Origin of the sequence: Parahoeflea halophila, assembly GCF_900220985.1 — a bacterium.
GTDB classification, from domain to species: Bacteria; Pseudomonadota; Alphaproteobacteria; order Rhizobiales; family Rhizobiaceae; genus Hoeflea; species Hoeflea halophila.
Genome location: NZ_OCPC01000001.1, coordinates 813324 through 838065, shown reverse-complemented (window position 1 = coordinate 838065; position 24742 = coordinate 813324). Strand labels below are relative to the sequence as shown.

The 24742-nt window shown below is 60.7% G+C and carries 20 protein-coding genes; 13 read left to right on the top strand and 7 right to left on the bottom strand.

Going from position 1 to position 24742, the window contains the following annotated elements; all coding sequences use genetic code 11:
* Nucleotides 1–414 precede the first annotated feature (414 nt).
* Nucleotides 415–2886, top strand: a complete 2472-nt coding sequence (locus CRO46_RS03985) for an EAL domain-containing protein (protein ID WP_097105252.1) — start codon at nt 415–417, stop codon at nt 2884–2886.
* 92 nt (nt 2887–2978) lie between these two features.
* On the opposite strand, the gene CRO46_RS03980 is transcribed toward CRO46_RS03985, so the two are convergent.
* Nucleotides 2979–4478, bottom strand: a complete 1500-nt coding sequence (locus tag CRO46_RS03980; RefSeq protein WP_097105250.1) for an inorganic phosphate transporter — start codon at nt 4476–4478, stop codon at nt 2979–2981.
* 270 nt (nt 4479–4748) lie between these two features.
* Here CRO46_RS03980 and CRO46_RS03975 point away from each other — a divergent pair, with 270 nt between their 5' ends.
* The 4 genes from CRO46_RS03975 (at nt 4749) to CRO46_RS03960 (ending at nt 8940) form a co-directional block, all read left to right on the top strand.
* Nucleotides 4749–5468, top strand: a complete 720-nt coding sequence (locus CRO46_RS03975; protein WP_097105248.1) for a polyamine aminopropyltransferase — start codon at nt 4749–4751, stop codon at nt 5466–5468.
* Nucleotides 5469–5678: 210 nt separating this feature from the next.
* Entirely contained in the window at nt 5679–7793 is a 2115-nt protein-coding gene (locus tag CRO46_RS03970; RefSeq protein ID WP_097105247.1) for a putative bifunctional diguanylate cyclase/phosphodiesterase, read from the top strand.
* 122 nt (nt 7794–7915) lie between these two features.
* Nucleotides 7916–8626 carry an AzlC family ABC transporter permease gene (locus tag CRO46_RS03965; protein WP_097105245.1) on the top strand — a complete coding sequence of 237 codons (711 nt, stop codon included), beginning with the start codon at nt 7916–7918 and terminating at the stop codon, nt 8624–8626.
* Entirely contained in the window at nt 8623–8940 is a 318-nt protein-coding gene (locus CRO46_RS03960; protein WP_425479203.1) for an AzlD family protein, read from the top strand. The genes CRO46_RS03965 and CRO46_RS03960 overlap by 4 nt, the downstream gene beginning before the upstream one ends.
* A 105-nt stretch (nt 8941–9045) precedes the next feature.
* Here CRO46_RS03960 and CRO46_RS03955 read toward each other — a convergent pair whose 3' ends face one another.
* Complete coding sequence (locus tag CRO46_RS03955) at nt 9046–10875, bottom strand: aminopeptidase P family protein (protein ID WP_097105243.1); 1830 nt, start codon at nt 10873–10875, stop codon at nt 9046–9048.
* A 294-nt stretch (nt 10876–11169) separates the two neighbouring features.
* On the opposite strand from CRO46_RS03955, the gene CRO46_RS19920 reads away from it, so the two are divergent.
* On the top strand, nt 11170–11343 hold the full coding sequence (locus CRO46_RS19920; protein ID WP_179758941.1) for a hypothetical protein: 174 nt from the start codon (nt 11170–11172) through the stop codon (nt 11341–11343).
* Nucleotides 11344–11478: 135 nt separating this feature from the next.
* Here CRO46_RS19920 and CRO46_RS03950 read toward each other — a convergent pair whose 3' ends face one another.
* From CRO46_RS03950 to CRO46_RS03940, 3 genes are read right to left on the bottom strand one after another with little or no spacing between them, the layout of a single operon-like run.
* Nucleotides 11479–12366, bottom strand: a complete 888-nt coding sequence (locus CRO46_RS03950) for a 50S ribosomal protein L11 methyltransferase (protein WP_097105242.1) — start codon at nt 12364–12366, stop codon at nt 11479–11481.
* Complete coding sequence (locus CRO46_RS03945) at nt 12363–14240, bottom strand: cation:proton antiporter (protein ID WP_097105240.1); 1878 nt, start codon at nt 14238–14240, stop codon at nt 12363–12365. Before CRO46_RS03945 ends, CRO46_RS03950 begins: the two co-directional genes overlap by 4 nt.
* Before the next feature lie 36 nt (nt 14241–14276).
* Nucleotides 14277–14873 (bottom strand): SCO family protein, encoded by a 597-nt coding sequence (locus CRO46_RS03940; protein WP_097105239.1) that lies wholly within the window; start codon nt 14871–14873, stop codon nt 14277–14279.
* A 465-nt stretch (nt 14874–15338) separates the two neighbouring features.
* Here CRO46_RS03940 and CRO46_RS03935 point away from each other — a divergent pair, with 465 nt between their 5' ends.
* Together CRO46_RS03935 and cls are read left to right on the top strand one after the other, a co-directional pair.
* Nucleotides 15339–15836, top strand: a complete 498-nt coding sequence (locus CRO46_RS03935; RefSeq protein ID WP_097106479.1) for a CreA family protein — start codon at nt 15339–15341, stop codon at nt 15834–15836.
* Between the two features lie 195 nt (nt 15837–16031).
* On the top strand, nt 16032–17453 hold the full coding sequence (gene cls, locus CRO46_RS03930) for a cardiolipin synthase (RefSeq protein WP_097105238.1): 1422 nt from the start codon (nt 16032–16034) through the stop codon (nt 17451–17453).
* 24 nt (nt 17454–17477) lie between these two features.
* On the opposite strand, the gene CRO46_RS03925 is transcribed toward cls, so the two are convergent.
* Nucleotides 17478–18407, bottom strand: coding sequence for an endonuclease/exonuclease/phosphatase family protein (locus CRO46_RS03925; protein ID WP_179758940.1), 930 nt, complete (start codon nt 18405–18407; stop codon nt 17478–17480).
* Nucleotides 18337–20064: a gamma-glutamyltransferase gene (ggt, locus tag CRO46_RS03920; protein WP_097106477.1), complete on the bottom strand. Its 1728-nt coding sequence runs from the start codon at nt 20062–20064 to the stop codon at nt 18337–18339. The genes CRO46_RS03925 and ggt overlap by 71 nt, the downstream gene beginning before the upstream one ends.
* Before the next feature lie 247 nt (nt 20065–20311).
* Between ggt and CRO46_RS03915 the strand changes: the two genes are divergently transcribed.
* The 5 genes from CRO46_RS03915 (at nt 20312) to CRO46_RS03895 (ending at nt 24718) form a co-directional block, all read left to right on the top strand.
* Nucleotides 20312–20998: a zinc metallopeptidase gene (locus CRO46_RS03915; RefSeq protein WP_097105233.1), complete on the top strand. Its 687-nt coding sequence runs from the start codon at nt 20312–20314 to the stop codon at nt 20996–20998.
* 90 nt (nt 20999–21088) lie between these two features.
* Entirely contained in the window at nt 21089–21874 is a 786-nt protein-coding gene (locus CRO46_RS03910) for an MBL fold metallo-hydrolase (RefSeq protein ID WP_097105231.1), read from the top strand.
* Between the two features lie 115 nt (nt 21875–21989).
* Complete coding sequence (locus tag CRO46_RS03905; protein WP_097105229.1) at nt 21990–22601, top strand: TetR/AcrR family transcriptional regulator; 612 nt, start codon at nt 21990–21992, stop codon at nt 22599–22601.
* Nucleotides 22598–23374 (top strand): CPBP family intramembrane glutamic endopeptidase, encoded by a 777-nt coding sequence (locus tag CRO46_RS03900; protein WP_097105227.1) that lies wholly within the window; start codon nt 22598–22600, stop codon nt 23372–23374. The genes CRO46_RS03905 and CRO46_RS03900 overlap by 4 nt, the downstream gene beginning before the upstream one ends.
* A gap of 165 nt (nt 23375–23539) precedes the next feature.
* Complete coding sequence (locus tag CRO46_RS03895; protein WP_097105225.1) at nt 23540–24718, top strand: class I SAM-dependent methyltransferase; 1179 nt, start codon at nt 23540–23542, stop codon at nt 24716–24718.
* Nucleotides 24719–24742: the final 24 nt, after the last annotated feature.

Sequence of the window (24742 nt, the reverse complement as noted above, 5' to 3'; positions counted from 1 at the left end):
GCAAAGCTGCTGCCAGAGCCCGAACGATCCGGGTCGCCGGGCCGCCTGAAACATTCAAACCCGCGAACATGATTAACGGTCAGCCGCCTGCAAGGATCACCCCAAAAAATGCATGGCGGACTCATTCAACACCCGCCCAACGGTGAGCGACAATTTGGCCGGGAATTCAGCCGTCACCGAACCAACCGCTGCGTTTGTCGGCAGCCACGCGCAGCAGCCTGGCATGTTTGCCAGCGCCGATGCGGCTGCCGGGCGGACAATGACGAGGGTGTGGGACGAGTGGCGGGCGGGGCCCAATTCGTGGACTAATCATCTGGTTATGCCATTTTGGCAGGCGGGTTTAACGGGTTCTTGACGCTCCGTGTACAAGGATTACCGCGCGTCAATCTGAAAAGCCAAGCGGAAGCTCAGCAAATGAACAATTCCCCCACTTCAGTTTTCGAAGAAACGGACCAGTGGAAACTGGCTCTTGAGGTTGCCGGGCTGGGGGTATGGGATTGGGACCTGAGGACCAAAACAACAATCTATTCCGAATCCTGGTGCCGGATGCTCGGCTATACCCGGACCGACTTTCCGGACAATGCCGATCTGTTTCTTCTGCTGGTTCATCCGGACGATCGCGAAAGAGCGATCGAAAGCGGTGACCGCCATCTGGCCGGGCATTGCGACAGCATCGAAACCGAGTTGCGCCTCAAGCACAAGGACGGTAGCTGGGTCTGGGTCCTCGACAGGGGCGCGGTCGTCGAGCGCGACACCGATGGAACTCCGTTGCGAGTAATGGGCGTTCAAACCGACATTACCAAGCAAAAGCAGGCCGAGCAGGAAGCCAACCTGATGAATGAGCGGTTCAAGCTCGCCGTGGCGGCTTCCGAGATCGGCATCTGGCATTTCGATGTCGGTGCCGAGCGGAGTTACTGGGACGGCAAAACCTGCGAGATCTTCGGGCTGGCTCCCCGCGCCTCCGAGATCGAGAGTGAAACCTGGCACAGATGCCTTCATCCCGATGACAGAAGCGAAGCCGAGCGGCAGCATCTTGCGGCCATTGGCGATGACCAGGTGATGAAACTGCCCTACCGGATTATCCGCAAGGATGGCGAAACCCGGCATGTGGAAACCCTGGCAAAATCCGTCTCGACCCAGGGAACCGCCGGATATCTGGTTGGTACGATCAGGGACGTGACCGACGAGATAGAGGCGGCGCGTGCGCTCCACGTCGAAAAGGAACGATACGAGACCACTCTGAGGGCGATCCGCGATGCGGTTATCAGCACCACGGTCGAGGGTGTGGTTAATTTTGCCAACCCATCCGCTCTGGAAATGCTTTCGGTCGAAGAGGGCGAGCTTGTCGGCCGCAATATTTTCGCGTTGTTTCGAAGCAACGAAGGAATCAAAGCATTCGAAACGGACAACCCAGACGATTTCGGGACCGGTGTAACCCTGGAAATACGTTCCGAACTTTACCGATGCAAGAGCAGCCCGATATTGTCTGCGATGGGAGACAGTTGCGGCAGTGTCTACACGTTTCAAAACGTCTCGGAGGAAACCCGCCGGCAAAAACAGCTGGCCTACGCGGCTCATCACGATGCGCTTACGGGCCTTTACAACAGGGTTGCCTTTGACAGGGCGCTCAACAAGGCCATCAGAACAGCCGCAGATACAGCATTTGCCATCTTCTATCTGGATCTCGATCACTTCAAGGCACTGAATGATTTTGCCGGACATGCTGCCGGGGACGAGGCGTTGAAGGCAATTGCGAAGGCTGTCAGCGCATGTCTGCCCGATGATGCGATCTTCGCCCGGCTGGGCGGCGATGAGTTCGCAGTCATTGTTCGCGATCCGGCAACAGATGCGGTGCATGAGATAGCCGGGAATGCGATTGCAGCGGTTCAGGCCGTGGATCCCGGCTATGACGTGGGTGGGCCGCGCCTGGGATGCAGCATAGGCATCACCGTCATCGATGATCCGTCGATAAGTGCTTCAGATGCGGTGGCCGAGGCAGACGACGCCTGCTATGCTGCCAAGTCATCCGGCCGTAACCGCTTCTCGCTTTTCAACGAACACAAACCCAATGTCACCTCGCGGTTGACTGCCGCAAGGGAGGTCGCCGATTTGACCGCGGCTCTCGATGAATGCAGGGTCATCCTGTACGCGCAGGAAATCCGTTCACTTGAGCGGTCCGGTGAGGATTGCAAGCGGGTTGAGATACTGGCCCGGCTCAGGAACCGCGATGGCCGCATTGTCGGTCCGGACGCGTTCATCCCTGCTGCGGAACGTTTTGGCATGGCTACGGTGCTGGATCGCTGGATTATCCGGAAGGCATTTGAGGATTACGGTCATCTGCTGGAAGCAATGGACCTGAAGCTCGGCTTCAACCTGTCGGCCCAGACACTGTGCGATCCATCGCTCTGGTCGTTCGTCGAAGACATTGCAAGCAGATATCGCACGCCGCTGTCGCAAATCGCGTTTGAAATCACGGAGACGGCCGCGGTGAGCTGTTTTGACACCGCAAACAAATTCGTCAGCAAGTCGCGTCAGCGAGGCTGCCAGGTGTCGTTGGATGATTTTGGTTCGGGCCTCAGCTCATTTGATTATCTGCGGCGGTTTCCGATCAATTGCATCAAGATCGACGGCGCTTTTGTCGAAAGGATTGGCGACAGCGAAGTGGACAGGGCTATCGTTGCAGCCATTGTCGAATTGGCGAAAAGCCTTCGCTTCGATGTGGTGGCCGAAAAGATCGAGACAGCGGACATCGTTGAGCAATTGCACGATTTGGGCGTGACGCACGGCCAGGGTTACCACCTGCATCGTCCTGAACCACTGGATGACCTGGTTCAGCGTCGCCTTCATTCGGCAAACCGGTTCGACAGCAAGGCGTTCGTCGTTTGACCGGTTCCCCATCTGGTTGACGGTCCGCTGCCGGAGACGGCATTTCGTCGCCTTCCGGATCGCTGCTACAATTCCGGGCCTCGTGCTTCACCTCATGCGAGCACAGCCCTCAGCACGACGAACAGAATACCCGACAACAGTGCGGCAGCCGGTACCGTAATCACCCAGGCGGCGATGATCTGCAGGAAGTGGGATCGGCGGACGAGTTTGCGGCGCCGCTGGTCTTCGGAGCGGGCAGGCTTGGCGCTTGCATCCGTGCTCGCGTTGATCCGGTGGCGGGCGACATATTCGGCGCGGCGACTCGAGTTTTCGGTGTACCATTCGCGGAAGAAGCCGACGCCGAACACCGCACCGACAGCGATGTGGGTGGAGCTCACCGGCAGGCCGAGCCATGATGCGATGATCACGGTAATTGCGGCAGACAGCGCCACGCAATAGGCGCGCATCGGGTTGAGCTTGGTAATCTGGTTGCCGACCATGCGGATCAGCTTGGGACCGAACAGCAACAGTCCGAGAGAAATGCCGACAGCGCCAACCGCCATCACCCAGAGCGGGATCACCACCTTGGGTGCGACTTCACCAAGCTCGGCAGTGTGGACGATCGCGGCCAGCGGTCCGACTGCATTGGCCACATCATTGGCGCCGTGGGCGAAAGAAAGAAGGGCTGCGGAGAAGATCAGCGGCAGCGCGAACAGTTTTCTGAGCGACTGGTTGCGGTTTTCCAGCCCTTGCGATTGCCGCGCGATCACCGGCCGTGCGACCAGCCAGCTCAGCACGGCAACGCCGAGCCCGATCAGCAGCGCCATTTCGAAGGGGACAGCAACGATCTTCTTTACGCCCTTGAGTGCCAGATAGGTGGCAAAGACGCCCGACATGATGGCGATCAGCACCGGCACCCAGCGGCGGGCAGCGGCGATCTTGTCATCGCGATAGATAATGGCGGTCTTGATGAAGGCGAGGAACAGGGCGGCAATGAGACCGCCCATGAAGGGAGAGATGACCCAGCTTGCGGCAATCGATGCCATGGTCGGCCAGTTGACCGCGTCGACGCCGGCTGCGGCAATGCCTGCGCCCATCACCCCGCCGACAATTGAGTGGGTGGTCGACACCGGCGCGCCGATCCAGGTGGCAAGATGGATCCACATGGCGGCGGAGACGAGGGCTGCCATCATTGCCGAGATGAAGACATTGGGGTCTGAGACCGCCACCGGGTCGATGATCCCCTTGGAAATGGTCGAAACCACGTCGCCACCGGCGATCAGTGCGCCTGCGCTCTCGAATATTGCGGCAATGGCAAGCGCCACGCCGAGGGTCATGGCCTGGGAGCCCACCGCCGGGCCGACATTGTTGGCCACGTCATTGGCGCCGATGTTGAGCGCCATATAGGCCCCGATCATGGCGGCGGCGATGATCACCACGGCGCCGGGCTGGCCGGTGACGAAGACGGCGGCGATGATTGCGCAAAGGAAGATGAAGACGATCGCAAGACCTGGCGTGACAAAGCCGCGATTGATGAGGCCGGTTGCCTCTTCCATCGTGGCAATCTTGTCGAGATCCTTGTCGAGGGTAGGCTTGCGGTAGTTTTCAACCATGTGCGGAGAGATTTCCCGTGTTCGGGACCGTGCCGGTCAAGGGCAGAATGTCACTGTCCCGTGAAGATTAGCTTGAGTGAATGGACGTCCCGCGCTGGCCCGTCAAGCCGTCGGGCGGGGTATCAACGGGTTTTCGCGCCGTATCAGCGCGGTTTCCGGTCAAAAAGCCTGTGAAGATTGCGGTCCGTCGGATTAACCCGCTATGACAGCAGCCACGTGGAACAGCGGCTGCCCTACGACCCGCCCGCCGTCGGGTCTATCGGAGATATCATGAGCAAACTGTTTGAAGAACTCGACTACCGGCCAACGCCAATCGGTCCGCTCATCCTGCGGCGGCGGCACGAGGCGCGGCTGGGGATTGACGTTGTCGAGATCAAGCTCGGCGAAGAACACCTGATGTCGGACCTGTTCACTGCCTCGGAGATCGCGCTGGCAGAGCTCGGGCTCGCCGCCTGCGAAGGCGAGGGGCTGGAGGTTGTCGTCGGCGGGCTGGGGCTTGGCTACACCGCCAGGGCAGCCCTTGAAGAACCCCGGACCGGATCATTGATTGTCGTCGAGTTTCTCGAGGCGGTGATCGAGTGGCACAGAAGCGGGCTGCTGCCGCTCGGGCAGGAACTGGCCGGTGATCCGCGATGCCGGCTGGAGGAGGGAGACTTCTTTGCACTGGCGCGAGGGGAAGACGGGTTCGACCAGGCGGCCCCTGGCCGGAGGTTCGATGCAATTCTGCTCGATATCGACCATTCGCCCGACGCGCTGCTTGATGAACGATCAAGCAGCTTTTACCAGCCTGAAGGCCTGGCACGTCTCGCGTCTCATCTCAAGCCAGGCGGAATATTCGGGCTGTGGTCCGATGACAGGACGGACGATGCGTTCACAGCGCGCCTTGAAAGCGTCTTTGCCGAAGCCTGGGCGGAGCCGGTGACGTTTCACAACCCGCTACAAGACAAGCCGTTCACCCAGACAGTCTACCTGGCGCGCATGCAAAGGTGACGCTGAACAGGGCAATTGGCTGCCATTCGGTTGTTCTGCAACGCTGACGGTCTGTGAGCCGGCCCTCTCAGCCCAGGCTGGCAACTCGTCAAAAACCGAGCGCAATCTGGCGCAGCCGTGCTTTAAGCCAAACTTAATGTGATCTCCCTATGGATAACCGACTGAACCTGTTTGTCTCATCAGTTTCGCTTAGCGAATTTCGGATACCACATGATTACTATTCTCGGCTGCGTCATAAACGAGCACAATATCTGGCTGGTGCTTGTGGCCGCCCTGGTCTGTGCGTCTGGATCATGGGCTGTCATCTGCCTGTTTGAGCGTGCCGCACGCACGAAGGGCCTGCAACGCGCCGGATGGCATTTCCTTTCGGCCGTGGCTGCGGGGGCAGCGATCTGGTGCACGCATTTCATCGCCATGCTGGCCTACGAGCCGGGGGCTCCGGTGAGCTTTGATCCGGTGATGACGATTCTCTCGCTGCTCATCGCCATTGCCGGCGCCGGGGCGGGTTTCATTGTCGCAGCAAGCGGTTCTGCCCGGATTGCGCCGGCCTTCGGCGGAGCCATTGTCGGCGTAGCGATCGCGGTGATGCATTACACCGGCATGATGGCCTACAGGGTTCAGGGCATTATTCACTGGGACATGGGATATCTGGTTGCCTCCGTTGCCCTTTCGGTCAGCATTTCGGCGGCGGCGTTCCACACAACAATGCAGACGTCGCTACGCGGACGGCGTTACCTGGCAGCCGGGCTCTTCTTTTTCGGCATTATCAGCCTGCATTTCACCGGCATGACCGCGTTCAAGGTCACGCCCTTGCTGCTTGATAATGGCTTTTCGAATCCCGCGGCCATGCAGGCGCTTGCCATTGCTGTGGCGGTGGTCGCTCTCGTCCTCGTCGGGGCAGGGCTTGCCAGCTACTTCATTGACGACAGCGCACGTACTGAATCACTGGACCGGTTGCGTCACATGGCACTCAATGATGGACTGACCGGCCTCCCCAACCGAGCAAGCTTTATCGACAGGCTTGACCACGAGATTGATCTGGCATCGGAGTCCGGGCGCAAACTGGCGTTGATCGGCATCGATCTCAACAAGTTCAAGGAAGTTAACGATCTGCGTGGACATGCCGCTGGCGACATGCTGCTGCGGGCTTTGGGTGAACGGTTGTCGGGACTGACCGGAGAGGGCGAATTCGTGGCCCGGACTGGAGGTGACGAGTTTGCAGCCATCCAGCGCTTCGTCGATCAGGCCAGGCTGCAGGAATTTCTGGTTCGTCTCGAACAGGCGCTGTTCGAACCGATCGAGGTAAACGACTTCGTGATCGCCCCCGGAGCCAGCTTCGGGGTGGCAATCTACCCCGACAACGCGACGTCGCGGGAGGCACTGATCAGCAATGCCGATCTTGCCATGTACCGCGCCAAGGCGGATGTCGCACACCATGTCTGCTACTATGACCAGTCGATGGATGAAGTCGTCCGTGCACGCCGCAGTCTGGCGAGCGACCTGAAGGCGGCACTCGACAACAACGAACTCGATGTCCACTATCAGGTCCAGACGTCGGTTGTAACGAGCCAGATCCGCGGCTTTGAAGCCCTGCTTCGCTGGAACCACCCGGAGCATGGTTTCATTCCGCCGTCGGAATTCATCCCATTGGCTGAAGAAAACGGTTTGATCCTGCAACTGGGCGAATGGGTTCTCCGGGAGGCTTGTGGCCGTGCTGCATCCTGGGAGCCGCCCTACAAGGTCGCAGTCAATCTATCTCCCGCGCAGTTCGTGCATGCTGACCTTGCCAAGCTTATCATCGAGGTCCTGATGTCGACCGGCCTGCCCGCCAACCGGCTGGAGCTGGAGTTGACGGAATCAACCATCTTCCAGGACAAGGAGCGATCCTTCAGCGTGTTGCGGCAGATCAAGGCGCTCGGTGTGAACATCGCGCTTGACGACTTCGGCACGGGTTATTCCTCGCTCGACATGCTGCGGTCCTTCCCGTTCGACAAGATCAAACTTGATCGCTCGTTCATCAACGAGGCCGAGGAAAACCTGCAGGCCAAGTCGATCATCCGGGCCGTGCTGGCACTGGGCAAGAGTCTCGATATCCCGATCCTTGCCGAAGGCATCGAAACCAAAGGCCAGCTAACGCTCTTGGGCGACGAGGGATGTGACGAAGTGCAGGGCTACCTGCTCGGACGCCCAACCACGTTTGCGAATTTGATCGAAACCGGCAAGATCAGCTTGGTCAACAAGGGCGAGATATCCCTTCCCCGCATCGCGCACCAGCCGCTCGAAATTGGCGATGATGCACCAGACGTCCTCACCCGCTCCGCATGAGGAACGGGCAGGTGCCGGGGCTGCCGGTCAGGTCATCAGCCTGGCTTATGCCATGGTTCAAACCTATTGAATTGACTGGTCAGCAGGACTGACATATCGAGGGGGCTCAGGAGAGCCTCCCCATGTCCCCCACCAGTTCGGAAATCATTCAAGGCGTTCGCGCCAGCCTCCCGATTGTTGCGGCAGCAGCACCGTTCGGCATGTTGTTCGGCGCGCTTGCGGTCGACAATGGTTTGAGCGTCGGGGAGGCAGTGTTGATGAGCGCGACGGTGTATGCCGGCGCCAGTCAGATGGTCGGGCTTGAGATGTTCGGGGCGAATATTGCGCCGTGGATCATCATCCTGTCGATTTTCGCGGTCAATTTCCGCCACGTTCTCTATTCAGCAGCTCTGGGGCGCAAGATCGGGCTTTTTAAAGGATGGCAGAAGATGATTGCCTTCTTTTTCCTCATCGATCCGCAATACGCCGCTGCCGAGGCGAGGGCAGACAGGAAACAGCCGCTGACCATGGCCTGGTACATGGGCATGGCGGTGCCGATCTACGTCTTTTGGGTGCTCGAGGGCTGGATTGGCGCCGTGTTTGGCAGCCTCATCACCAATCCGCGCGCGCTGGGAATCGATTTTCTGCTGCCGATCTATTTCCTCGGTCTGGTCCTGGGATTCAGAGCACGGCCGAACTGGTTGCCGGTGGTGATCGCATCCGGCCTTGGGTCGATCCTTGCTTTCTACACGGTAGGCTCGCCCTGGCATGTGAGCCTCGGGGCGCTCGCCGGCATATTGGTAGCCGTTGTGATTCCGCCGAGGTCTGCGCAACTGGCAGAGGCGACTCCATGACCGGGATGTATCTTGGCGTGCCGGTGAATGTCTGGATCATCATCTTTGCGGCGCTGGTAACCTATGCCACGCGCCTGGGTGGCCACCTGGTGCTCTCGCGTTTCAAGCAGATCCCGCCGCGCATCGACGCGGCACTCAATGCGGTGCCGGCCGCGGTGTTGACGACCCTGGTCGCTCCCGCGGCCGTCACCGGTGGCCCGGCCGAAGCCCTGACGCTGGCTCTCTGCGTGGTGATCGGTTTCCGGTTGCCGATGATGGCGATGTTCTGCATCGGCTGGGTTCTGATCGTCGGGCTCAGGTCGGCCGGTCTCTGAAGCCTCACGGCCCGCCGCTGCAGATCCGGACCGATTCTTTCAGCGCTGCCGGTCCAGGTGGAACTCCGAACCGGGCTTGCTCACACCGTGCCTTGACGATGAGCTTCAAAGTGGCTCTGTTGCCCGCTCTAGCCATTTGCGTTCCGCGTCATCAGTGAGCAGGGGCGTGAGCTCCTGCCTTACCCGTGCATGATAATCGTTGAGCCATTCGGTTTCGGCCTGGTCGAGACGATCCTTGAGGATCAGCCGCCTGTCGATCGGGCACAGGGTCAGTGTTTCGAAGCCGAGCATGGGCCTGTCACCGCCGGCAATGGGTTTCGGCCCATGCACGCTGACCAGGTTCTCGATGCGAATGCCGAACGCGCCGTCGCGGTAATAGCCGGGCTCATTGGAGAGGATCATGCCCGGTAGCAGTTCCTGGCTGCCGCGGCGCGAGATCGATTGAGGGCCCTCGTGCACGGAAAGATAGCTGCCGACGCCATGGCCGGTGCCATGGGCGAAATCGGCGCCGGCTTGCCATAGCGCAATGCGGGCGAAGGGGTCGATGTCGAGACCGCGGGTTCCTTCCGGAAATCGCAGGCAGCTGATGGCAATCATGCCCTTGAGAACCAGCGTGAAGAACCGCTTCTGCTCCTGCGGCACCTTGCCCACGGCGATGGTCCGGGTAATGTCGGTGGTGCCGGCCACATATTGTCCGCCGGAATCAATCAGAAGCATCTCGCCGGGCTGGATCTGACGGTTGGTCTTCGTGTTGACGCGGTAATGGATGATGGCGGCATTGGGTCCGCCGCCGGAAATCGAATCGAAGGACAGCGCCTTGAGCGGCATCTGCATGGCTTCGCCGGTCTGGCGGCGGAATTGCTCGAGCCGGGAGGCTGCGGTGATCTCGTCGACGGTTCCGGGTTCCTGGGCATCCAGCCAGGCGAGAAACCGCACCATGGCTGCGCCATCCAGGCGATGCACCTCGGCACTGCCGTCGAGTTCCGCCTGGTTCTTGCAGGCGCGGGGCAGGCGCGCAGGATCAGGCGCTGTGAGCACCGTGCCGCCGGATTTCTCGATCAGCATCGAGACCGCATGCGGCGCCACACCCGGGTCGACCATCACTCGGGCACCCGATGCGCCAAGCGCCCTGAGCGTATCGTCGAAACCGGAGGGCGGTTGCAGGTCGGCGAGCTTGGTGAGGTAAGCTTCGGTCTCGCTGGCGGTCTTGCGCTTGTCGATGAACAGAAGTGGACGGCCATCTGCCGGAATGATGGCGCGCGACAGGGGATGCGGGGTTGAGGGCAGATCCTCACCACGGATGTTGAACACCCAGGCGACGGAAGACGGGTCGGCCAGGATGACCGCGTCGGCGCCGGCTTTGGACACGGTTTCGGCCATCCTCGTCAGCTTGTCTTGGGCGGGTGTGCCGGCGAAGCGCAGCGGCTGCAGGGCGACCCGGCCCAGCGGCGGTTGCGGCCGGTCGTCCCAGATCCGGTCGATCGGGTTGTGGTCGAGCAGAACAAGCTCGCCTTCCAGGGTTTCCAGCGCCGTCTGAAGCCGCGCCACTTCGCTCGAAGGCCATGTCCAGGGATCGATCCCAAGCCGCAGTCCGGTGAGGCCGGAGGCCTCGAGAAACGCCGGCAGGGATGTGCTCACACTGTTTTCATACTGGAACACCGCCGGGTCGGTCTGCGCCCGGACCTGATTGGTGTAACGCCCGTCGACGAAGACATGGGCCTTGTCGGCGAGAACCAGCACCAGGCCGGCGGAGCCCGTGTATCCCGTCAGCCAGGCGAGACGTTCAGCACAGGCGGGAACATATTCTCCGAGATATTCGTCCGAGCGGGGTACGGCAATGGCCGTGACGCCGTTTGCCGCAAATCCGGCCCGCAGCCGGGCCACCCGATCCGCCGCCTGATCTGGGGAAGACAACACTTCGAAACTCTGGAACATCACCGGTTTCCTGCAACTGATTTGGTCCTCACCTTATAACAGGCGAAGAAAGGTTGGGCAGTCCGGGACGGGGTTTCCACCGGTCAGTTTGGGGGAGGGAGCTTACGCCCCTTTCGCTCAATTCTTGCATCCAAGCCATGACTGCTCTGGAATTAGGTTCGCCGCATTGGTTTGAAGCGATCTATGCATTTCCGGTATAGCTGCACTGCAGCATGAGCTCTCCACATTATGCTGCGAAGCACTATCTTGGTTTTCAGGAGGACAGACAATCACTCACGCAAAGGGGATTACCAAATGTCCGGAAACATCTTTCAGAACGCCTTCGACCGCCTCGTCAACGCTCGCGAACGCCAGGTTCGCCGCTATGTAAATGGTGCGCTTCTTGCCATGGACGACGCCCAGCTCAAGTCGATCGGCCGTACCCGTGAAGAACTGCAGCGCGAAGGCGCTCAGGCCTACTTCTTCTAAGAGATCAAGACCGCGCCATGATGGCGCACTGATCCAGATCGAACGCAAACGGCTCCTCAGGGAGCCGTTTTTGTTTCGGCACAGCAGTCCCTGTTGCAGGGCCGGACGCATTCCCGAGCCTGATAAAGTTCCATCTTACTTCAGATGCATTGTCACCCAGCCGTTGCGCCAGAGGGTCTTGACGTGGCGCATGCCCTGGCCGTTGTAGGCGGCGAGCACCTGCCAGCGCTGGCTGGCCAGAATGCCGGAGAGAATCACCGAACCGCCGGGCGCAAGGTGGCGCCTGATATCGGGCGCCATGCGCATCAGTGGCCGGGCCAGGATATTGGCAATGATCAGGCCGAAAGGTCCGCATTCGCCAAAGTGGGTTGAGTGGAACCCGGGCGCGGTGACGCAGTCGACCTGCCTGGACGCACGGTTATGGCGAACATTGTAGCGTGCGACACGGGTGGCAACCGGATCGATGTCGGTGGCCAGGACCCGGACCGGGCCGAGCATGGAAGCGGCAATCGCAAGAACGCCGGATCCGGTGCCCAGATCCAGCACCGGATCGACCCCACCGAAGCCCTCGGGATGGGCGCGCATGACAATCTCGATCATCTCGAGGCAGCCCGCAGTGGTGCCGTGGTGACCGGTGCCAAACGCCTGGCCGGCTTCCAGTTCGATTGCCAGGTCATGCGGCCGCACCGCGTCACGGTCATGGGCGCCATAAACCATAAATCGCCCGGCACGGACCGGCTTGAGGCCCTCCAGCGACTTTGCAATCCAGTCGGTGTCGCCGAAGGTTTCCAGTTCGATCATGGCTTTGGGGAAATCGCCTGCCAGGCAGTCGGCGATGCGCTGTCTTAGCGTCTCGTCCGGATCACCGGGTGCATAGATGGAAACTTCCCAGATCCTGCGCTCCTCGTCGATCTCCATCGTTGACACCGGCAGGCCTTCATCCTCGAAAATCCGGTCGAGCAGATCCAGTCCGCGATTGGCGCCGGCTTCGTCCGTGCGGAAATAGTATCGGTGGTCACTCAAGGCCGTTTCTTTCCTTCATCGGTCGCGGCCTGGCTTGCGGCCGGGATCTCCTCTGCCTTGCGCGCCGTCTTGCTGGCAGCTTCCTGGCGGGCGTCATCCTTGGGCATGGCAAAGCTCAGGATCCGGTCCTTCTCGACGGGTGAACTGGTGGCGGTGGATGCGAACACGATTGCCCCAGATGGCTTGATCCACAGCAGGATCAGCGCGCCTTCCGGCCGTGTCGCCTGGTAGGCCTCCCAGGTGAACTCGTCGGTCAGCCGCGTGAGCTGGAAGGTCCAGCCCTTCAGCAGTTTTTCCCGCAGCGCCAGGAAGCCGACCGGTTCCTTGGTCAGCGAGCGGCCACCGAGCGTGAAGTTCAGGGCCTGGCGCGCTTTGTCGTCCGCGCGGCCGATCTGGAAGACGTGGCTGCGGCCCAGTTCCGGACCGAAATCGGTGCAAACCAGTGCGTTATAGGCGTCGTTGTCACCGGCCGCGATCAGGTTGGAAAAGCGCTTCGGATCGATGCTGTGATGGGCGGATTCAGACAGAACCTCGCCGAAATAGACCGGGATGTTGGCAAGCCGCGCTTCTGCCAGATGGTTCCAGTTCGGGTCGGCCAGCATCACCGGAACCTCGGCTTCCTTGAGCTTGACGGCCAGCGCCGTCGACCAGCGCGACCCGCCGACAATGAGGATGCCGGGTTTGGAGTCCCTCTTGAGGCTGAGAAAGCTTGCCAGTGGCCCCAGGGTGAAGCCATGCAGGACGATGGTGGTGACTACGACCGCAAAGGTAAAGGCTACCATGCGGCCTGCGTCCTCGACCCCGACATCTGCGAGCAGCGTTCCGAACAGACCCGAGACCGCGACTGCGACCACGCCGCGCGGCGCGATCCAGGCACTGAGCACGCGTTCCTGGATAGTGGCACCGGAGCGAATGGTTGCAAGCAGGATGGCGACTGGACGGATGACCAGCAACAGCGCCGCAACGAACAGCGCCGCACTCCAGTCTAGAGATCGGATCTCCTCCATGCTGAGCGAGGCTGTCAGGATGATGAAGACGCCGGAAACCAGCAGGGTGGTGACAGTTTCCTTGAAACGGCGCATGTCGGTAAGCGAGGCGATACGGCTGTTGGCCAGCACCACGCCCATCACCGTAACAGTCAAGAGTCCGGATTCTTCCAGAAGCATGTTGGTCGCCGCATAGACGGCCACCACGGAGGCCAACAGCACGGGCGCCTTGAGGAATTCCGGCACATGTCCGCGGATGAAAGACCAGGCGATGAACTTTGCGGCGACGATGCCGGTTCCGATCGCCACACCAAAGCCGACGAGCAATAGGACGATCAGGTTCTCGGCTTCATGCAGGCCGATGTAAACCAGAATGACCTCGAAGGCGACGACGGCAAAAAGCGCGCCTATCGGATCGTTGATGATGGCTTCCCAGCGCAGCAGCGAGGCGGGCCGGGCCTCGAGCTGTGCCTGACGCAGTAGCGGCATGATCACCGTCGGCCCGGTGACAACGAGGATGGCGCCCAGCACGATGGCTGTCGGCCAGCTCAAGCCGCCGATATAGTGCGCGGCCAGCGCCGCCAAGCCCCAGATCATGGGGCCGGCATACATGATGATGCGCCGCACGGCGGTCGAGGTTTCGCGAATCTCCCTGAAATTGAGCGTCAGCCCGCCTTCAAACAGGATGATGGCGACGGCGATCGACACCATCGGCCGGTAAACGGTGCCGAAATCCGCCGCCGGATCGAGGAAGCCGGTGGCCGGGCCGGCGACAAAGCCTGCGGCCAGCAACAGCACGATGGCAGGCAGCCGCAGGCGCCAGGCAAACCATTGCGCGGCAATCCCGGCTGCGCCGATCACTGAAAGTTTGAGAACAATATCATCCATGTCAGTCCCCTTGTCGTGCCGTCCTGGCGCGAAGTGTCATTTGAGCAGGTTCTCAAGCTTTGTCACGGCATTTTCCGGGTTTTCGCCCCAGGCGATGGTGCTCTGGAAGCGCCCCTCTTCGTCGAGCAGAAACACCGAGGCGGTATGGTCCATGGTGTATTCCCCCTCCGGATCGGCACTATCCACCGGCACTTTCTTGGCATAGATGTTGAAGCCCTTGACCGCGGCATTGACCTTGTCTGCCGGCCCGGTGATGCCGGTTATCCGGTCGCTTACGCCCGAGATGTAGGCGTCGAGCAATTCCGGCGTGTCGCGTTCGGGGTCCACGGTGACGAAATAGGCGCCGATCCTGTCGCCATCGGGATCCACCTGCCGAAGCCAGCCATCGAGTTCGAACAGCGTCGTCGGGCAGATCTCCGGGCAATGGGTGAAACCGAAGAACAAGGCCGTCGGCCGGCCACGAAAGGCGGCTTCGGTGATCGGGCTGCCGCTCTGGTCCACAAGCTCAAATGGCACGCCATAGGGTTCGGCGGCAATTTCGTTTTCCGCCCGCTGCCATTCATAGGTCAGCCAGCCGAGCGCCAGGGCCATGCCGGCAACCAGAATCCAGAGGATGAGGCGAAAGGTTTTCATCGAATTCTCCAGTGTGGCCGCCGCCTGCGTTCCGTCTTGCGCGGTTGCAAACGGGCCGGGATCGGCTCTGTCAGTTCAAAGGCACCAGGCCAGGCCGCCGGCTGCAAGGGCGTTCAGAAGTGCCGGTCCATTCGCCTGCCAGGCGGCAAACACCAGGCCGGTCAGCACGGCTGCCGCTATGAGGCCGAATGCACGTGGAAGAAAGCCTGAAAGCAGGCTTTGCCGAGGCGGCGTGGATAAGCCATGGGGCGCGGGTGCAGGGGTCATGCGCCCTATCTAGAGCCGATCAGGGGCAAAGGGAAGTGGCTAGATGCGCGACAAGGCCGATGCGCGCCACTTTCATTTGCAGTGAAGAAGACCCATATCAGACCGGTCAGTTTCAGTCGCGAGCCGCGCCGAAGGGAACCGCGGGTTCAGTGGCGCGTTCACCGCACAAGGAGAATTTCCATGATCAAGGCCAAGCCAATGCGTTCTACAATTTCCGCCGTCCTGATTGCAGCCAGCTGCCTGGCGGCACCGCTGCTGGCGACGCCATCACAGGCTGAACAGGTCGGGGAAGTCGGCGTCGACTGGCTCGGCAACGACATCCTGATCGATGCGGTCACCGATCCGGAAGTTTCCGGTGTCACCTGCCATGTCGCCTATTTCGACCGCGGCGTGATCGACCGGTTGCAGAAGGGCAATTGGTTCGAGGACCCGTCCAACGCTTCCATCGCCTGCCGTCAGACAGGCCCGATCACCGTCAAGGATATTGATCTCGATGAGGACGGTGACGTGGTGTTCAAGGAATCACGCTCGCTGATCTGGAAATCGCTGGTGGTGCGCCGGATATACGACAAGAGCAATGATACGCTGATCTACCTGGTCAACTCGCAGCAGGTTCAGGACGGCTCGGCCAAGATGAACATCTCCACCGTGCCGCTCTACGGTCAGGAAGTGGTCTGGGAGAACGGCAAGCCGTGATTGCTGACAGGACCTGTTTGCGATTGGCACACTGAACCGGACGCAGGTGTGGAGTGTGGGCGGCGCCGGCAATATTTTCTGCCGGTCGCTTCTACAGCCTGATTCATTCATGCGGCCGGCTGGAGACCGCCGGACATTGATCGTCAGGGACGGAGGCGGCTGTGCGGCTCCAGAAGAATTTGGTAGAGCAAAACCATGGCGATCAGCTTGAATATCTTTTCGTTGGTTGTGGTTCCGCTTTTCTATGCCGTTGGCGTGGCTTTTGCGCTTGTTGCAATGTCCCAGGAACGCAGCAGCCAGGGTGCGGTGGCCTGGACCGTCGCCCTGGTTGCGATGCCGTTCATATCGGTCCCGCTTTTTGTCGTTTTCGGCGGATGGCGGTTCAGCGGCTATGTCAAGAAATTCCGAACGCAACTGGCGGAGACGCCAATAGACCGCGACTTGCTTCCAAACCCTTTGCGCCTGACCGCAGATGATCTAGGCGCGATGCAGGTCATTGAAAAACTTGCACGGTTTTCGTTTACAAGAGGCAATGACGTTGATCTCCTGATCGATGCCGATGAAACCTACGCGGCTCTTTTCGACTCGATAGATCGCGCGACACGCAGCATATTGATGCAGTTTTACATCATCAATGATGATGAGGTGGGACGGGACTTTGCCCGGCGCCTGATCCGTGCGGCAGAGCGGGGCGTTGAGATCCGGCTGCTTTACGACGAGATCGGTTGCAACAAGACCCCTGAGGCGTATTTCGCGAGGCTTAGAAGCGGCGGGGTATCGGTTTCGCCATTTGGCAGCGCAACCCGGATGGGCAAACGCTTCCAGATAAATTTCAGGAACCACCGGAAAATCGCGGTGTTTGACGCTGAGATCGGGTTTACCGGAGGGCTGAATATTGGAGATGAGTATCTTGGCAAGTCAAAAGGGCTTCGAAGATGGCGAGACACCTATGTCCGGTTTACCGGCCCGACCGTAAAAGCCGCGCAATTCTCCTTTCTGGAAGATTGGCATTGGGCCACCGGCGAGCAGCTTGATCTCGATTGGTCGATACCCACGATAGAGGAGGACGCGCAAACCGCCCTGTTTCTGGCCACGGGACCTGCCGACAAGGATGCCACATTCAAACTGTTTGTGGTTCAGGCGATCAATGCGGCAAAGGAATCAATCTGGATTGCGACGCCCTATTTTGTGCCAGATGAGGAGGTGATGACCGCACTCCATCTGGCGGTGATGAGAGGGGTCGAGGTTCGGCTGCTCGTGCCCGAAACCAGCGACCAGTGGATTGTTGGCCTGGCTTGCCATGCCTGGATTGATCGCGCACTGAGAAATGGGGCAGGCGTGCACCGGTACCAGCCCGGCTTCCTGCACCAGAAGGTCATGCTGATTGATGACCGGTTCTCCTCCATCGGGTCGGGAAACATGGACAATCGTTCGTTTTGCCTCAATTTCGAAGCCAGTTTGCTGGTCCTGGACGAAGAATTCGCGCGAAAGACAAAGGCCATGTTGGAGCGGGATTTCGAGCGCAGCGCCCCGATGCCGGCCGGCCATCTTGCCGGTCGCCCGCTGCTGTTCAGGTTGATGGTAAATCTGGCGCGTCTTGCGTCGCCGCTTTTGTAGTCATGCCCTGCCGGAAAGATGGGTCTACTGGTCCAACAGTTCGAATTCAGTCTGTAAAGGCAGGTGATCGGACAGCCGCACGTCCAGAACCTCGGGTTTCTTGTATGGAATCGTTCTGGAAACGAAAATGTGATCAATATCGGAAGTTGGTTTCCAGGACGGGTAGGTGTTCGTCGTGTTGCCCGTAATCAGATCCAGGCCGGATCTGGTGGCAAAATTCCGGATCGTGGGGTGGGCCGAGCGGCAGTTGAAATCGCCTGCCAGGATCGTCTTCTCCCGCCCCTGCAAGACCTCGCTGATCAGTTCCAGTTGCCTGACCTGCATCTTGGCATAGAGGCTCAGATGCGTGTTCGCAACTGTATGGCCCTTTATGGTGCAAACCAGAAGACCGCGGCCTTTCATTCTTCCGGGCAACCGGTATTCTTCAACTTCGTCAATCGGGTAGCGCGAGAAAATCGCATTCCCGTGCTGGGAGACCCCGGGGATTATTCTTGTGGTTTGTGCCGCACCGAACCGGAAGCCGGATATCTTCTTCAACGCATCGAATTGCGATGAAAAGCCGCCCCGTCTTCCGCCCAAATCCAGTTCCTGCAGACAGACAATGTCGAAGCCCGAAATGAAGCTTCCGATCTTCCGCAGTGTCCGGTCTTTCACCGGGCTGTGCGCGATCTGTTTCCTTATCCCGAAAAGGTAATCGCTGTAGTGCCGGCTCCCGATGCAAGCCTGTATGTTGTAACTGAGCAGTTTCATTCCTGTCGGGGCCCGTCGCATGGAAGCTGGAGAATCGGAGCAGCCAGTTTTCCCGGGACTCCGGTTCGATTCTGAGGCAATTAAGCGGCATGTTCCGGGCGATGCAAGCGGTGGCGTTGGATGAGCTGTTTCGTCAATAGCCCACCGTCGCCGCCCCTGTGCGGCGCGGATCGGATGCGCCGAGCAGCAGCCCTTTTTCCGCATCCACATGAATCGACTGGGTTGAGCCCATCACGCTTTTGACGGCAATTTTGTGTCCCTTTGCCTCAAGCGCTGCCACGGTGTCGCGGCTCAGGCCGCCGTCCTCGACGCGGATTTCATCGGGCAGCCACTGGTGGTGGATGCGGGAGGCGTGGGTGGCTTCGGCGACATTCATGGAGTGGTCCACCATGTTGGAGATCAGCTGCAGCGTGGTGGTGATGATGCGCGAGCCGCCGGGGCTGCCGGTGACCAGGAACAGCTTGCCGTCCTTGAGCACGATTGTCGGGCTCATCGAGGACAGTGGCCGCTTGCCCGGCTCCACCGCATTGGCATCGCCGCCGATCAGGCCATAGGCGTTGGGCACGCCCGGTTTGGCGGAAAAATCATCCATCTCGTTGTTGAGCAGCACGCCGGTACCGGCCGCCGTCATGCCCGAACCATAGGAGAAATTCAGCGTGTAGGTGTTGGAGACCGCATTGCCATGCTTGTCGACGATGGAGAAATGCGTGGTCTGGTCGCTTTCATAGGGCGCAAGCTGGCCCGGCTTGATCGTGGCGGACGGGGTGGCACGGTTGAGGCTGATGCCATCGCGTATTTTTGACGCATAGTCCTTCGAGGTCAGGGCCCTGACCGGCACGTCGACAAAATCCGGGTCGCCGAGATATTCCGAGCGGTCGGCATAGGCGTGCTTCATGGCTTCCGCCATCAGGTGAATGGTGTCGGATGAATTGTGCCCAAGAAAGCCGACCGGGTAACCTTCCATCACATTGAGAATCTGGATGATGTGGGTACCACCCGAGCTGGGCGGCGGCATCGAGACGATCTCGTGACCGCGATAGGTGCCGGTTACCGGCTCGCGGATCACCGCCTTGTAGTTCGCGAGATCCTCAAGCGTCATCGCGCCGCCGGCCTCTTCAACCGCTGCCGCGATCTTCTCCGCCACCTCGCCCTTGTAGAAACCATCAGGGCCTTCCGCCGCGAACTTTTTCAGCGTTGCGGCCAGCTCGGGCTGCTTGAGCAGATCGCCGGGCTCGTAAAAGCTGCCGTCTTGCTTGTAGAAGATCGCCGCCGAGGCGGGCCAGGCTTTCAGCCTTTTCTCAAGCGCCTTAAGACTGTCGGCAAGGTCGGCGGTGACGGTGATGCCGTCTTCAGCCAGTTTGATCGCCGGGGCTGCGGCTTCGGCAAGCGTAAGGGTGCCGTAGGTCTCGAGCGCCAATTGCAGGCCGGCGACGGTGCCGGGAACGCCAACGGCCAGGCCATGAAAGCGCGACAGATTGCTGTCGGCATTGCCTTCGGCGTCGAGATACATGTCACGCGTCGCGCTCGCCGGCGCCATTTCGCGGTAATCGATCGCCTTGGTTTCACCGGTCTTCGCATCATGCACCATCATGAAACCGCCGCCACCGAGATTTCCGGCGCGGGGCAGGGTGACGGCCAGCGCCAGCCCCACGGCAACGCCGGCATCCACCGCGTTGCCGCCGTCCTTGAGCACCTGAAGCCCGACGTCCGCAGCGACCGCCTCCTGTACCGAAACCATCGCCTCCTTGGCCCAGACCGGATGCACCGCATCCATGCGCGAGAAGATCGCCGTTTCCTGGGCGGCAGCAGGGGCAAGCGTCATCAGCGTGGTGGCGGCGAGGGCGGTGAGGGAACGAAACATGGGGCGGACCTTTCGCAACAGGCAGGCGGCGGGGTTGGCATGCGACATTGTGCGGCTTGGCGCTTGCCTGCGGCTTCATCGAAGGCGAGATCGTCTTGTTCGTCAACCGGGATCTGCACTCCGCTCGATGCTTCACCTGCCAGGCTGGGACCAGAACAGGGCGGCAATACCTGCGGCGCTCTTTATCAGTCCCATACCGATCCCTATCTATAGGCCATGAGAAAAACCGCCCCCTACACGAATTGACATGGCGATCCTCGGCATCATCGGCCTTCTGGCGCTGCTTGCGGCCATCTATGGCCCGCAATACTGGGTCGGCCACACCATGCGCCGGTACAGCGGGCACAGGCCGGATTTTCCCGGTACAGGCGGGGAAATGGCGCAGCATCTGGTGGAGCGGTTCGAGCTCGACGGGGTCCGCGTCGAAGCCACCGAGGCCGGCGATCATTACGACCCGGACACGCGCACCGTGCGGCTGTCTCAGGACAACTTCAATGGCGCCAACCTGACCGCCGTGGCGGTGGCCGCACACGAGGTCGGCCACGCGTTGCAACACCATCGCGGCGAACGCGGGCTGGCGCTGAGGCAATCGCTGGCAGGCCTAGCCATGACCACTGACAAGATCGCCTCGGTGTTCTTCATTGCCGCACCGGTGCTGGCAGTCGTACTGCGCGCGCCGATGGCGATGCTGGGCATGGCGGTCATCGGCATCGGGCTGCTGGGTATTCGCGTTGTGGTGAACCTTGTCACGCTGCCGGTCGAATATGATGCAAGTTTCAACAAGGCGCTGCCGATCCTGCGCGAGGGCGGCTATCTCGCCGACGAGGATCTGACGGGTGCGCGCAGCGTGCTGAAAGCCGCGGCGCTGACCTATGTCGCGGCCGCACTGGCGGGCCTGCTCAACCTGGCGCGGTGGATCAGGTTCCTGCGCTGAACCCCTCTTGAATTTCCGGTGGGCTGCCGCATCTGGTATGATCCAGACACCACAAAACGACCATCCGTGACGATCCCGAGGGAGAATGCGATGACCACCAGACGCACCTTTATCGTGGGCGGTGCCGCCGCTGTTGGCGCCATCACGCTGCTGCCGTCGCTTGGCTTTGCGGCCGCCCATGCCGCGAGCTTCAAGCTGATGGACGGCAAGATCGTCATCCATCCGGTCGAGCACGCGTCGTTTGTGATGGAGAGCCCGGCCGGAACCATCTATGTCGATCCGGTCGGTGAGGCGGGGCTCTACGAGGCGATGCCCAAGCCGGACCTGATCCTGATCACCCACCGCCATGGCGACCACTACAATGCCGAGCTTCTGGCAGCGCTTGCCGACACACCGATCCTGACCAATGAAGACGTGAAAAGCATGATGCCGGAAGAACTTCAGGCACGTACCGAGGTCATCGCCCCGGGCGGAAGTACCGAGATGAAAGGCGTCTCCATCGCCGCCATCGCTTCCTACAACATCTCCGCCGACCGGCAGGATTTTCACCCCAGGGAACGCGGCGATCTCGGCTTCGTGCTGACCATTGACGGCAGCCGCATCTATATTTCCGGTGACACCGAAGGCACGCCGGAAATGCGGGCGCTGGAAGATATCGATCTCGCCTTTGTCTGCATGAACCTGCCGTTCACGATGGATGTCGAACAGGCCGCGGATGCGGTGGCGGAATTCGCGCCCGCAATTGCCATCCCCTATCACTATCGCGGCCGCGACGGCGGCACCCAGGACCCCCAGGAATTTGCCAGGATGCTGAGCGAAGCCGGCAGCTCGACCGAGGTCAAGCTGCATGACTGGTACAATGGCTCGCTCGGCTGAGGGCCGGGAGCTGCGGCTGCGGTGCAATTTTCCACGCTGACGGCTAACAGCCAGCATCCGAGACGCGATTGGCGCTGCTCTTGACTATACCGACATGTGTCGGTAGGCGGCGAGCATGAGAACACGTCTCTCGCGACACGACCGGAAATCGGAAATCCTGGCGCATGCACGCGAAGCGTTTCAACGCCGCGGTTTCGCCAACACCGAAATGGAAGATATCCGGAAGGCCTGCGGCATATCCCGTGGTGGCCTCTACCATCATTTCGCAAACAAGGTCGCCATTCTCGACGCAATCGCCGGCGAAGACGTCGAGAGGCTGGCGGAAAGCCTGACGCGCCGGGACTGTCCACCAATCGAGCTGCTTGTGGAAACCGGTTCGATCCACATCGGAAACGATCCCGGCATTCTCCCGGCGCTTGAAAGCGTCGAGGAAAAGATCGCCTACCTGTCGGGCTTCGAGCTCGCCAGTGCGCGCCGCCTGGGGCCGCTGCTTGGTGCCCGGCTCGCAGGCTGGGTCGCTCCCGGCATTGACCCGGAACACGTGGCCGAGATGTTCCTGACGATCAATTCTCATATAAACCGCCGGGTGTGCCTGGGTGACTGGAACGAAGCCCGCGCTGCCGGGTTTGCCGCCACCGCTCTCAAGACCCTTGCGACGGTTCTTCGGGACGCATCGCGGCTCGCGCCGATCATTGCGGCATTGGAGGAGCGGGAGAGGGCGCAATGATGCTGATTGCGTTTGCGAGCCTCACTTTCGGAATTTCCCTGGCCGGCTTTGCCTGCATCGCGCTTCTCCCCGCAGCAAGGTCGCCGGCCACTCTGGTCGGATTGCCATTCTGGCTGATCATGGTGTGGGGCCCGTCACTCGCGGCGATCCTGTTGAGCCTGCGAAGCGATGAATTGACACCGCTGCTCGGCCGGGCTGTCAGGATTTCGACGGTGCCGACAGAGGTTTGGGGACTGGTGGCGGCCCCGCTCGTCCTGCTCATGGTGATGAAGCTGTTCGCACCACAGGATCCCACATCGCTCAGGTTCGGAACGGCCGTCCTGATGGTTGTCTTCAATCTGGTTCTGGGGCCGCTGGGAGAGGAGTTGGGCTGGCGGGGCCTGATGCAGGAAGATCTTGCCTCACATCTCGGTTGGCTTGAGGCCTCTCTGCTCGTCGGGATTGTCTGGTTCGCGTGGCACCTGCCGCTGTGGACAATTGATTCCCCGCATGCGCAGGTATCGCTACCTCTCTTTGCGATCCATTGCTTGCTGTATTCGATCATCATCGGCGCGGCCTACCATATTTCGGGCGGCTCGATTCTTCCGGCCATCCTGCTGCATCTGAACTTCAACCTGGCCGCCAACTGGGCTGTTTTCGCTGGCTACCGCGATCCGGACGCATGGTTCAGCGCGAGCGCCTTGCCATACGCGCTCATCGGTGTGGCCGCAGCTGTGCTGGTCTATCTGAAAACCGGAGAGAGCGGACTGCGGTGGCTGCAGTTTTCCGGCTGAAGCAGTGAATTGGCTCAAAGGCAGCGTGGAAGTTGTCCGTCGAGCGCCACAGCCCAAATCACAGATGCCGGTTTGCTTCCGCGCAGCAGCCAGCTAGAACGGCAGCGTCGGCACGGGACCGCCGGCAGCCCGTTATCCGCCCCCCCGGACCCGGAAGGAAGAGCAGTGAACGCCCCAGACCGCATCGAAGAGCTGTTGAGCGAAACGCGAACCGCATTCGCAAGCGGAGCGCTGGTGCAACTCAAACTCGGTGGCTATCACGGCAGCGAGGCGGAGCTGAAGGCAGTGCTGGTCAAGAAGATCAGCACCAAAGCAGGCGAGAAATACTCCTTCACATACCGCTACAAGACCCGCGACACGATCAAGAACTACACGGAAGAGGACGCGCTGGCGCTGTTGCGCGATGGCCTGGCCAACGAGTTCCGCAGCGCCCGGCTGGAGACCACCGATTTCGACATCATGTTCGAGCGCAACGGTGGCAAGATACGTCTGAAACGATCCGAGGTGGAAGGCCGCGAGGCACCGTCGACCGATCACAACCGGGCCAAGAACCGGCCGCTGACGGAGACAGGCAAACCCTGGCTGAAAGCGCTGGGGCTTGCGGGCAAGAACGGCAGCATCCGCCACGACGCGCAGGACAAGTTCCGCCAGATCAACAAGATGGTGGAGATCTTCGCGCCGCTCGTCGCAGCGCTGAAGGCGGAGCCGCCGCTGATCGTCGACATGGGCGCGGGCAAGGGCTATCTCGATTTCGCGCTCTATGGCTATCTTGCAACGGTGGTGAAGCGGCCGGTGCGCATCATCGGCGTGGAGATGCGCGAGCAACTGGTGGCCGATGGCAACGCCACGGCAAAGGCATCAGGCTTTGCGGGCCTGAGCTTTGAGGCCGGCACCATCATGGAATACGATGCGTCGGGGGCGGACGCGGTGATTGCGCTGCATGCCTGCGACACCGCCACCGACGACGCGATCTTCCAGGGAATTCGTGCCGGCGCCGCGCTGATTGCGGTGGCGCCCTGCTGCCACAAGCAAATCCGCCGGCAGATGGAAGCGGGCCAGCCCGAGGCACGGCTTGAGCCGCTGCTGCGGCATGGCATTTTCGTCGAGCGTCAGGCCGAAATGGCCACCGACACGCTGCGCGCGCTTTTGCTGGAACTTAACGGCTACAAGACCCGCGTGTTCGAGTTCGTCTCCGATGCGCACACGCCCAAAAACAATCTCATCGTCGCCGAAAAGGACGGCCGCGCCGGCCGCGACCGCGCAGCGGTGCACCGCCAGATCGCCGAGATCAAGGCGATGTTCGGAATCGATCAGCATTATCTCGAAGGACTGCTTGCGGGGTGAGACGACGGAGCCTAAGTGAACTCG